Raw genomic sequence first — 11,825 nt, 5'->3', positions numbered from 1 at the left:
AGTGTCGGTATCCGGGCCCGGCGGATTTCGGGACGGACCAGCGGATTCTTGCCGGTCCACGCCAATTCGACGGTATGGACCTGTCGGCCCTTCCCGAAGACTGGACGGTGTGGAACGAGACCGACGACAAGCTCATCCTCGCGTACCGCCCGGACATCTTCGACTCCGAGCAGTTTCCAGCGCCGTGTCTCCCGACGATCTATCTCACGCGCGGGAAACGGACCCGCCGCCCCGGCGCTGACCGGACCGGAGAAAGCTGGTACGTCACCTTTTATCTTGAGCCCGAAGTCGAGCGCGACGCCGATTCCTACGAGGGCCGCGACGCTGCCGTTGAGGGCGCTGTCGCACTCGCTACTCGGTTCGCCGACGGCGAACTGGACTACCGCTCGCTGTATCAGGTGCCCCGCGAGGCGTATCTGGATAAACTGGACGACCTGACCGGGCGGACATGATGCTTTACCGTGGCGGCGTTCTATAGCCCGGTATGACCACTGTCACGCTCGTCGGGACGCGCCTCGCCGAGGCCGGCGCGGAGTTCGTCTACCGCGGCGAAGCCAGCGGCTGTGAGGGCTGTCCCTACCGCGACCAATGCCTCAATCTGACGACCGGAAACCGATACCGAATTACCAACGTCAGACAGAGCGGCCAGACGCTAGACTGTGCCGTGCATGAAAACGGCGTTCGGGCCGTCGAGGTTGAGCCCGCACCGATTCAGGCCAACGTCCCCTCGAAGGGTGCGTACGCTGGAAGCAAGGCCTCGCTAATGGGTCCCTGTCCACACACCGAGTGTCCCAGCCATCCCTACTGTGAGCCCGCCGGCGCTGAATTTGATGAAGAGTATCGGATTGACGAGATTATCGGCGATCCGCCGCATGATTACTGCATGCTAGATCGTGATTTGACGTTGGTTGAGTTGGAAGCACCCGGAGAATAGTTGAATGCACTCTTTGGTATCTGTGTGTTAGCTTATTGATCCCCGGGGCAAGGAATTGCACACAACGTTCTTTCTCGCGACCGACGGTAAGGGCGACATGCTCAGCCCGGAATGGATAGACAAGATGGAGCGATTGCGGTAGCACCACAGGCGATCACGATGCAGTCGGATCGACACAGTGGCTGAGCGAGGGCTTCCGTGCTATCGGGATGCTCAAAGCCAACCTGGAATTCCCCGGCCACGTCACCACGGACGCGGCGCACTATCTGGAAGCGGCCAAAGACACGCGGTTGCCGGGCGGATGGCCTGGGAGTCGCTGGCGGCTGGTGCAGTGCAGTTAGCAGGGTGTGCAGGCAGCGTGGAGCGAACGCCGGCCCAATAGTTCGAAAGGATAAGTCGTGAGCGAGTGTGTCCAGCTACACGGAAGACCCGGTTGCAGACGCCCGTAGACGCACCGATGGTTCGCAATCGGGCGGTGGACCGGGTCGTGATGACCCTCGTTGAGACTAGCATCGATGTGGAAACAGGGCTTGAACTGGTACGTGTCGGCGAGCGGTTGCTAGACGTGGCCGACTCAGTCCCGATCGAGCCGGGCCCGGTACGAATGGCCACGGCTGGGTCGGGAGCTTACGCGGCGGATCGGCTCACACCGGTGAAAACCCTGACTCAGGCGGACGTAGTTGAGACGGTGAGTGAGACTGTGCCGACTTCGAAATCCAAGATCGTACACTCCCAAGCGGTGTACGAGGCAGTTGAAACATCTCATGCCGACTGACCCGGTCGCCGAGTTGGTAGCGACCGACTAGCGGGACCTTTCCCCGTTTGTTTCGACCGCGGCCCCGTGACCCCACCCCCTACCTTCCGCTCCGTGCTCGCTTCGCTGCGCGCGCAGCTACGACCTCCCCCTTGCTTTTGTCATGTTAAGCAAATCACAGCTGACACCTTCCTGTCGCGATATTCGGTGTCCAAGGCTTCCTTGTTGTGAATCCGCTGGTCCCGTGCTTGATGAGAGGTATCGGATACTAGAAAGCCTGGACGATGTTTTACAGAGTGGTTTCCTTAAAAAGGCCTGGAGAGGAATTTGAATACCTTTACCGGTAAATTCATTAACGCTCTTGCGTAGGAGATTGTTGATACTGCAGAGCGGTGGCTGTGGAGTCGAAGAGGACAAGGGCACCGCGTCAGCGGTGCCCGACACGAATGATTCCGCTAGATGTGTTTGGGTCGGAATCGGTCGCAGCGGACCTGTAGGAGCGGGTTCGCTGGCGTGATGGTGCTACCTGTCCTCGCTGCCGTTCTGACCGTACGGTCAGAAACGGCAGCTGCAGAGAGTTTCAACGGTATCTCTGTAAGAATTGCGACCGCACGTTCAACGACAAGACGGGCACAATTTTCGCTCACTCGAAGATTGCGCTCCGACGGTGGTTGTTCTCAATTTCGCGTTTCTCCGGTTTAACACGAGTCTTCGTCAACTACAGTGCGAAATCGAGGTAACACACAAAACCATGCACCGGCGCATCGAGCGCTTCGCCAGAGCGCTCGATGCGCCTTCCCTCGATCTCGTCGGCCCGATCGAAATCGACGAAGTGTACGTCTCTGCCGGGAAGAAAGGCCGCGAGCGCGACTCCCGGTCGCGCTCGCGTGGCCTGTCCACGCGCGGGCGTGGTTCGGTACAGCGGAGACAAGCCACCCGTGTTCATCATCGCTGACCGTGGCACCGGACAACGGTACGTGATCCCGGCGAAAGCCGCAGACGAATCGACGATTCGACTCCTGCTGGCTGACCGCCAGCAGGAGTCGATCACTGTCTATACCGACGGCTTTCGAGCGTACGAACCGCTCGAAGACGACGACGCATTCGACCGCGAATACGTCATCCACGGCGACGGCGAATACGCCGACGACGAGGTGCACGTCAACACCTGCGAGAGCCACGCGTCGCGGGTGCGACGGTGGCTCTCGCCCCACCGAGGTATCTCCAAAGACAAGCTCACACAGTATCTTAGAGCATTTCAGCTACGCCGAGAGCTGTTTCGGAAACCCGGCCGAGATGCTCTCAAATACGCTATTCGAGCAACTCTATGAAATCAACAATGTGCTACGGATGAGCGATTCATTAAACATATATACTCCATGAAGAGGAAATAGTATCAACTTCATGGGATTATCTGGTTGTAGAGATTCGCGTACTTTTTCCCTATTTTTCCTGGGGTATATTTCTCCACTTCACGTTTTCCAGATTTCGCCATTGACTCCCTCATACATTGGTTTTCTAGTACCTCCTGTAGAGTCTCTGCTAATGCCTGCGCATCGAACGGATCATAGAATTTTGCCACATCTTTGAGAATATGTGATGAACTAGGGTTCTCAGAGGCAACGATTGGCGTTCCAGACGCCATTGCCTCTAACCAGGTCCGAGAGAAGGGCTCTGTGTACTTTGAGGCGTGAATGAGTAATCCTGCATTAGCATAAATTTCTGGTAATTCACTATATGGACTATAATTTATACTTACTTGTGTGAGATCTTTCTTGGATATTAAATTCTCAATTTTAGGTTCGAGCCCCCCTTTTCCATAGATTCTAAGCTCCCAGTTATCTTTTATTTTTCTTGGAAGAGAATCATACGCTCGTATAACTTCAAGCGGTCCCTTGTGATCGTACAGTTGGCCAACGAATAGAATATAGTGTTCGCTACTTCTCTCAGTAGTTCTGAATCGCTCATCTAAGATATTTGGAATTACGTCTATTTTTTCTGGGTCATACCCAGAACGACTCATCACTTTTTTCATTCCCTCTGTCTGCACGGTGTATCGATCAAGACGCCTAGCTATTGTTTTCCCGACATACTCTATTACACTACGGATTGGCGCCTGAATTCCAGTGTATCCATTAGTTTGAGCGTGTCGGTAGATTGTCGGCAAGTCATACTGGGGTAAACCTTCTCGGAGATGTTGCTCAGCATCTGGCGATATCCATGTGTGATTATTCATAGTGGAAATAACTGGAGTTGAACTCTTCAGGACCACTCCTGGCAAATGCCTCACATTATAGACATGAAGTAAATCATATTCATCTGGAGACGGTAGGTGACGAAGTACACTAATATTCTCTCCGATAGTTTTTGGACCAGGATAGCGCGACTCGTCCGGTAGCTGGCAGATCCCGTCTTGTTGTGTAACTGAATATTCTTCGCCAACGATGGCGTATACATCAATGTCAACTCCTTCATTTCGGATACTATCAACTATTAATTTACTACTGATTCCTGCACCCCCTGGGTTATTTGGAGGGAATTCAGATGTTATAAAGCCGACTTTCATAGCTGAACTGAATACCGCCACCCATTATTATCTTGTCATCAAGTGAATACGTAACAAATCCCCTGAAGCGGTACTGATTGTCAACTCATATCAGAGCTTGGTCTCGATCCACCAATCTTCCCAATTCTCATTTTGCCCCTGAATTGTCTGGATATATCGCATCTTGGCATCAACTACAGGGTAGAAAACACCAGACATAACTGCGAAAAATAACCCTTGCCACCCGTCAAGTATTGCCTTCTCGTATACATATCGATACCAAAATGCGGCAACGCCTTTTAAATAGTATCTCGGAATTGATGGTGTGTATCCTGCTCTCCATTCATCAAGTGCATCAGCTGCTGTATACCTCTCCCACTTTTCTAAATACTCATCGATATCGTCGTAGGCATAATGATGAATAGGGTTGCGAAGTTCACCTGTGGAAAACCCATCTCTGACCTCCCACTCCTCTCCTACCAAAGAGTCATCCCAACTAAGCGCTTGCTTTCGAGCAAGAATCGGCCGCGGCTTGTGTGTGGCGTGCATCCATTGTCCCCACATACGGTTTTGCTTTTCTGCTCGGTATGCATCTTTTGAAGGTCTATGAAGGGCGTTTTGAATCTCCCGGGCTAGATCTTCCCTGACTTCTTCATCTGCATCAACAAAGAGAACCCATTCGTTTGATGACTTCTCTGCTGCAGTCCGAAACATATCCGCGAACCCTTCAAATTCATAGTTGTAGATAGCCGTCTTTTCATATTCCTTGACGATATCTCTTGTTCCATCAGATGAATGACTGTCTAATACGACTATTTCATCAGCTATCGAATTAATGCTGTTGAGTGCCCTCCTTATTGTATCCGAATTATTATATGTGGCAATACAAACGGAGAGTGGGCGCATATATTATACATTACTGGATTATACCTAAATATATGTTGGTGTTGATACATTCGGCTGCTCCAGTCGCATCTATAGGTTAAAATACTACAATATCATTCACAAATATATTGTATAAAAGAAGTCCATAGCGTTCCAAATATTAATTCAGTTGATGCTAGTGGCTTAGAGTAAGGGTTTTATCACTGATAGGCCAACCAAAGAACAATTATCAAAGTGGGATTCTGAATTATGAAAAGACATAGACAAGCATCAAAGTTTGCACTTATTCTCACACTCCTCGGTGCATCGGCTACAGCCTTCTTGTTCCCTATAAGATACTATATCTCAATAATTAGTTTCTCTCTCCTTTTGTTGGTGGCCGCGTATTTCCTTCACCGAAATCCGAAAGCCTCGCTAGCAGTTTTCTTGTTGGGTCTTGTTATGATCCGTGTTTATGTCTATCTCTCAACTCCATCCATGATTGGAATGGATCCAGATAAGATTGCTGTTGGCGTTGAGCGAATCATTCAATCTGGATCAACCGAAGCCATCGGCAATCTAGCCTTCTATGAGGTTGCAGCAAATTTTCATGTCCTTGCCGGAGTCGCTGGAATACTTATGAACACTGGAGGCCGAGACGCCCTAATTATTTCTCCAATTCTACTGACAATTGTCCCCTCAATTGCGGCAACAGCAATCGCTCGCCGGTTTCAGTATAGCGGGCTCATCGCGGGAATCATTACGGCAACTGCATCAGCGCTTGGAGCGTGGAGTATCCAACCCATTCCACAGGGACTGGCCGTCCCAGTTGTCGCTATTTTCCTTTTAGCTAGTATCGTCTATATTCAAGAGGATTTCTTCAAAAAAGGGTCTAGTAAAATTCTGATGACGTTGAACTTACTCATTCTACTAGCTGCACTTACCTTCACTCATAAACTTTCTCTTGGATTCATTGCCCCGATCTTTGTTTTCGCAACACTATTTTCAAGAGGAAATCGGTTACTCGGGAGTTTTGTTATAATCCTATCTTGTCTGGCCACTCTCCAATGGTTTTTCCTGACAAATTTTGGATGGGGGTTGTTCAATGTGATACTCCTCCCGTCTATTATTGGAGCGTCATTTACCACAGGAGCCGTTGATCTTTCAGCAGCATCGCCAGTCTTAGGAGGGCTGTGGGGATCGGTTCTGACGAATTTACACTGGTTAACTCTTGGTGCTGTGGCTGGAGTCGGCTGGACATTTTTCAGTCACAGACAGTTCAAAACTCGCGATCCATCAACCCAGTTACTGATTGCCACTGGGATGATAAGCGCTGTTCTCGTTGCTGTAGCGGTCTTCGGGCCTGGTATCCCGTATACGCGAGTTATCCTATTAGCGGCCGTCCCGTTTGCTATATTCTCGGAAGTCGGAGTTGAACGCCTCCCGCACGCAGGTACAGTCGTTATTGTTGGACTCCTTATTTTAGTTCAATTGACCGCACCAATTGCGTCCCCGGACCATCCCGGTCAATTCAGGCAGTATCTCACCGAGGAAGAGCAACACGCAAAAGGAACTATCGATGGAGTAACAAGTCACGTTTCAACAGATATCTATTACGCGCGCGAACTACACGAGATATCGGCCGAAAGAACCTACCAAACAGGGGAGGAACATTCACTGCAAGAAGGATGGACACCGATTGGAGCACCCCTATTCAACGGTAATATATCCAACGTAAAGGGCGATATCGTGCTTAGAGATATCAACCGCTATCGGATGAGTGGAACACAAGTACTTGATTATAGACCCCTCACCGAACTAAGACATCGGTCGATTGTATATTCGTCCGGAAATGTTCGGTTAATCTCAGAAAAAAATCATAGCCAGCAAAATGCAGAAGCGCAGTGAATGTGTCCCCAATCCGAATTATAGCTTTCTCTAGACGATATGAATGGTTTTGTACGCACGACACAACAGTAATCGCACCTTGAGTATTTGTGTTAGCCCCAGGCTGAAACCCTACTCATTCTCAATACAACATCAATGCTCACATCTTATACCCAAGATCTTCCAGCTGTTCTTCCATCTCCCGTGAAAATTCGCCTTCAAGTTTAGGAAGGCTCTCAGGTGCGGTTAAGTAACTCCCTGCTGCTGCCGACAGGTCACTCACGTTAGAAATGTCTGCCGGATTCCGTTCCCCCTGGTCGGTAGTATAGTGGTATGCTTGTTCATCGTCACCGAACGGGTACCAGAAACCCTGAGGGGGCGAGACATTGTGACGAATATATTTCCAAGAGTCGTCTCGAATTGCTATTGTGTGCCCATTTTCATCTACCGTATCAGAGATTACTGGCACCTCCGCGGGTTCATCTGCTAAGAAACTATTATTCCCACTCTCAGAAGGGAAATTTCCGGGTGGTTCGGAGATGAGTTCAGCGAGAAGTTCATGTATCCATGCTAGTGAGAATGGGCTTTGAATCCTCTGTGACGGCACATCTGGAACTCGTACTAGCATTGGAACGTGGAGCAGTTCGTCATAATGGTGATGTCTTGGGTGCCCATACATTTCTTTTCTATCAAAGAGCGCCTCTCCATGGTCGGCTGTAATAAGAAGAACGGTTTCATCCCAAATTCCAGCGGATTTAAGCTTTCTTACAAACTCCCATATCTGCTGGTCGACATATCTCAACCCATCATCGTATAATTGACGGTACCTGTCTGAATCAACACCCACTACTCGATCCGCATCGGCAAGTAGGTTCTTATAGAGTGGTGTATCACCAACATCTGGATGTATAGGGGCGTGTAAATCCATAAGGTGTGTCCACCCAAACACTGGCTTGACCGCATCTTTGAGTCCATCAGCGAATTCCTGAAGAACGTATTCAGCGCGGTGCGCCGGCCATTCAGTTCGCATCTGTAGCAGTCGGTGAGCTACGTACGGAATAGTATATGGGGTTAATAATGAATCATACTTTCTCATCCGGGTTTTAATCTCATGGGCATAGTCGGCCACGGAGAACCCCGAGCTATCATCTCCTGTCTTCGCCTTCGGATCTTTTCCATCTGTCTGCAAATTTCGGAACAAATCGAATCCTAAATCAAAATTTCGGCTTTCAGTCATATGTGGGTTTGATAGAACAGCAAGCGTCTCATACCCATGTTTGTTCAGATAAGATGCGATTGTTTCACTGTTCTCAGGGATGGCTTTCCACGCATGGGAATTAAAGTAACAGCCATTGAACGAGTGCTGTCCAGCGAAAATACCAGGGACTGACTCTGTGGTATAAGGGCCTGTGGCAAACGCGTTATCAAAGATGATTGATTCTCCAGCTAACTTATCCAAAAACGGAGTAGTGTTTCGATGATGTCCATTAAATCCACACCTATCATATCTGAAGCAATCTATTGTGAGTAGTATAACGTTTGTCATATACGTCATAAGCAATAGCCAACGTATTAAACCTTTTATTAGATAAATGGTCTAAGACAGTGGTTGTTGGTGTCAAACCTGAACTTCAACAGCTAAATACCGATGACAATAAATGACTTTTGAATGACACTAGGGACCATTGAGGACATAGCCAGTATACTGTATTTCCAAAAATTGAATAGATGACAGATATTGTCTGTCCTTAGAGACTTGTGAATACAAACAGCTCAACGTTATCTAAATTGGCAAAAAGCGCGGCAATTGTGCTATTAGCTACTATCTTTGGAAATTCTGTCGGGTTATTGGCTGAGGTTATTATCGCTAGATCTCTCCCTCCCTCACTCTATGGGGAGCTAACATTGACATATACCATCGTGTTTTCTCTTGGGACCATTGCGCTACTTGGGATCCACCAAGGAATGACCCGACAAATCTCAGCAGCTGAGATCAGGAAGCGTCAAGTTCAGATATTCTATGCTGGATTCAGTATGGTGCTACTTTCTGCTGTTGTTGCCGTTGGCGGTCTGTATATTTTCCGGGGGTGGTTTGCAAACGTTATGTCCGCTGATTATCTTTATCATTATCTACTATTACTCTCTCCGTTTTTATTTGTTTATCCACTTTCACGGGCTGCGCTTGCAACTCTTCGAGCTCAAAAAAGAACCCTTCCTGCAGTAATAGCACAACAGATCGGTGGAAGAGGAATAGCATTCGTCTCTCTCCTTCTATTTATATTAGCTGGCAGAGAATTTGGTGGTGCCATCGTATACTGGGTCACTGGCCCTCTATTCGCATTGGTTATTGCTCTTTATTTTATTTTGACAAGTGAATTATCACGGAATCCGTTCAATATACTACCCGATCAAGAAACCGCTCGTAAGCTCTGGGGCTTCTCTTGGCCCCTTGCAATTGGGTCTGGGATATTCCTTCTGCTAAATAGGGTGGATATTTTGATGATTGGATATTTTTTGCCGTCAGATGAAGTGGGCTACTACCGTGCGGTCCAGCCCCTAAAGAAGATTGCGACGTTTGCCCTGGGATCTTTTACATTTCTTTTTCTCCCAGTTGCGACTGAGTATTACACAGAGGGAGACACGGCAGGCCTTGATCAAATATTCACAATCACTACGAAATGGATTCTTCTGATAACGCTTCCTCCAGTACTATTATTCGCCCTGTTTTCGGGGGAGGTTATCCAAATACTGTTCGGAGAGAGCTATCTACCTGCAGCACCCGTTTTGACTATTTTGAGCACCGGACTACTATTTCGTGCTCTTAGTGGACTTGACGGAGATATGGTCAAAGCAATTGACCGACCCCGAATTGAACTATTTTCTGGCGGTTTAGGCTTGGTGTCGAATATCGTCCTAAATTATCTGTTGATCCCAGTGTTTGAAATATCCGGTGCAGCTATTGCTACTGTTGTTGGATATATTATCTACAATGGAGTTGAACTAATCTGGATCTATCGCCTAACTGGCGGGTCTCCGTTCTCAGTTAATATTGTTAAATACATCGGTGCTATGTCTGCACTTGCTATACTGGTTTCCAGAATTATACCGTCCCCTATTGGATTGAGAGGTTTGGTTTGTGTCGGTATCAGTTTAATCCTTCTTCAGCCAGTAGTCCTTATTCTGACCTCAAGCGTAGATGAGGCGGATATTGACTTGATTGAACAGGTAGAAACGAGAATGGGACGAGATCTTGAGATAGTAAAAAGAATGGCCAGAAAGGGGCTTTAATCGTCCAAATTAAATATATCCCAGGTCCTCTAGCCGACCCTGTGTAGTCTCATCCACATTGGACTCCTTGTTCATACCATCAGTTAATTCGCCAAGTTCATCTACCAGCAGATTGTGAAGCCGCTCAGCTTGCTCCGTATCACATACTGGAGTTGTTTCAGTTGGGTCCTCTTCAAGATTGTATAGCTCTGTGAGACCATCTGACCCCTCAATTAGTTTCCAAGGACCTATTCGAATGGCGCGAAGAGAACGATCATACTCACGAGTTTCGTCATCCAACTTTCCAGCCCGTTCTTCCAGAGCGTCCATCGAAGGCTGAGGTTCCGGGTATTCCGAGATTACCTGATTTCCTCTGTCCTCTTCTTTCAATAATGGGTTTTCTACGTCTTCACTACCTGCATTTGCAATCTCACACAAGGCCCCATAGATTTCTTTAGTTTCCACGGGGTCTGTGACGTTTCTTGGAGCTATCGTATCTGGATATCGAATCGCGAGTGGAACATGGACTAGTGTTTGGTATAAGCAGTACTGATGATCCATCAAACCGTGGTCCCCAATATTTTCTCCATGATCGCCAGCGATAACGATACAGGTATTATCCATGACATTCCTCTGTTTAAGTTCTTCCAGAAGCCGCCCGATTTGAGTGTCAAGATATCGGAGTTCTGTACGGTAAAGACTACGAAGAATCTCAAAGTGTTGTGGACTCATTGATTCTTGACCGGCGATGTATTTCCATGGATTTTGGTTGAGCTGGCGCGCTTCCTCTAGCTCTACATCGCCGGGCAGTTCATCTCTTGCCAAATCATCCGGTGGTTCGTAATCTAGATGTGGTTCCATATAGTTCAAAAAAAGAAACTGTGGACCGTCCGCCGTATTTTTTAATATAGACAGGGCATCAGAGGTGATTTTTTTCGCTCCGCTATCAAACCGCTTTGCCCAGAATTTTTCGTACGCTATGTTTCCGATAGTTTTTGCACCTGACATCATAGTAACACGGTCTGTTAGTGCACGAAACTGTTCGCGTCGAGAAGAGAGGTTCCGAATGTCTCCGAGATCTGCCCCACCCCAGAATAGGTCATACGCAGTTTTGAACCTATCAAATCCTTTATCAAAATTAAAACCGGGAGATATCCAAGGGTTAGCAGAGATTCCGACAGTGTGATAGCCTTCCTCACGAAGTATCTGAGCAATAGGCGTGTTCGGTGGGTTAAATTTTGGGTTGTCTGCCGAAGTACCATGTTGAGAGGGATATAACCCTGTGAACATCGAGCCGTGAGAGGGAACGGTCCACGGACCGGCCGCGGTGGCATTCTCATAGAGAACTGCGCCATCAAGCAGTGATTCGAAGTTTGGGATTTTTCCCTGTTCAAGAAGACCATGGAAAGTGGAGGCTCGACAAGTATCGACTACGAGGAATATAATATTTGGCTTTGGTCCCATCGTTACTACTTCCAAGATTGACACTCTAAGTGAAATTATTTTCGAACTTCAAAGTAAACACCCGATTGAAGCATCACGATAGTCTCGCTAGTCACCACTCAAAGCGCCAA

The 11,825-nt window shown here is 48.1% G+C and carries 9 protein-coding genes and 1 pseudogene; 6 read left to right on the top strand and 4 right to left on the bottom strand.

All coding sequences use genetic code 11. The annotated features are described in order from the left end of the window. Window positions 1-74: 74 nt before the first annotated feature. The 4 genes and pseudogenes from ACNO8S_RS07910 to ACNO8S_RS07895 all read left to right on the top strand — a co-directional run bounded on the left by ACNO8S_RS07910 (window position 75) and on the right by ACNO8S_RS07895 (window position 3,019). Window positions 75-452 (top strand): DUF5820 family protein, encoded by a 378-nt coding sequence (locus ACNO8S_RS07910; protein ID WP_151103449.1) that lies wholly within the window; start codon window positions 75-77, stop codon window positions 450-452. A gap of 32 nt (window positions 453-484) precedes the next feature. Beyond that, window positions 485-934, top strand: coding sequence for a UPF0179 family protein (locus tag ACNO8S_RS07905; RefSeq protein ID WP_420182770.1), 450 nt, complete (start codon window positions 485-487; stop codon window positions 932-934). Window positions 935-1,424: 490 nt separating this feature from the next. Beyond that, a complete protein-coding gene (locus tag ACNO8S_RS07900; RefSeq protein WP_420182769.1) occupies window positions 1,425-1,709 on the top strand; it encodes a hypothetical protein in 285 nt (94 codons plus the stop codon). Window positions 1,710-2,134: 425 nt separating this feature from the next. Then, a pseudogene (locus ACNO8S_RS07895) lies at window positions 2,135-3,019 on the top strand (IS1595 family transposase). Between the two features lie 71 nt (window positions 3,020-3,090). Here the strand turns inward: ACNO8S_RS07895 and ACNO8S_RS07890 are convergent. Further along, entirely contained in the window at window positions 3,091-4,254 is a 1,164-nt protein-coding gene (locus ACNO8S_RS07890) for a glycosyltransferase family 4 protein (RefSeq protein WP_420182768.1), read from the bottom strand. Window positions 4,255-4,344: 90 nt separating this feature from the next. Next, window positions 4,345-5,139 carry a glycosyltransferase family 2 protein gene (locus ACNO8S_RS07885; RefSeq protein WP_420182767.1) on the bottom strand — a complete coding sequence of 265 codons (795 nt, stop codon included), beginning with the start codon at window positions 5,137-5,139 and terminating at the stop codon, window positions 4,345-4,347. Between the two features lie 228 nt (window positions 5,140-5,367). On the opposite strand from ACNO8S_RS07885, the gene ACNO8S_RS07880 reads away from it, so the two are divergent. Beyond that, window positions 5,368-7,005: a hypothetical protein gene (locus ACNO8S_RS07880; RefSeq protein WP_420182766.1), complete on the top strand. Its 1,638-nt coding sequence runs from the start codon at window positions 5,368-5,370 to the stop codon at window positions 7,003-7,005. Window positions 7,006-7,144: 139 nt separating this feature from the next. Here ACNO8S_RS07880 and ACNO8S_RS07875 read toward each other — a convergent pair whose 3' ends face one another. After that, window positions 7,145-8,530: a sulfatase-like hydrolase/transferase gene (locus tag ACNO8S_RS07875; RefSeq protein WP_420182765.1), complete on the bottom strand. Its 1,386-nt coding sequence runs from the start codon at window positions 8,528-8,530 to the stop codon at window positions 7,145-7,147. Window positions 8,531-8,793: 263 nt separating this feature from the next. Here ACNO8S_RS07875 and ACNO8S_RS07870 point away from each other — a divergent pair, with 263 nt between their 5' ends. Beyond that, a complete protein-coding gene (locus tag ACNO8S_RS07870) occupies window positions 8,794-10,272 on the top strand; it encodes a flippase (RefSeq protein ID WP_420182764.1) in 1,479 nt (492 codons plus the stop codon). Between the two features lie 9 nt (window positions 10,273-10,281). On the opposite strand, the gene ACNO8S_RS07865 is transcribed toward ACNO8S_RS07870, so the two are convergent. Continuing rightward, entirely contained in the window at window positions 10,282-11,715 is a 1,434-nt protein-coding gene (locus ACNO8S_RS07865; protein ID WP_420182763.1) for a sulfatase, read from the bottom strand. Window positions 11,716-11,825: the final 110 nt, after the last annotated feature.

This window comes from Haloarcula sp. KBTZ06 (genome assembly GCF_048595605.1).
Taxonomy (GTDB): Archaea; Halobacteriota; Halobacteria; order Halobacteriales; family Haloarculaceae; genus Haloarcula; species Haloarcula hispanica.
Note: the sequence above shows the minus strand (reverse complement) of the source record. Positions and strands in the feature narration are given on the sequence as shown.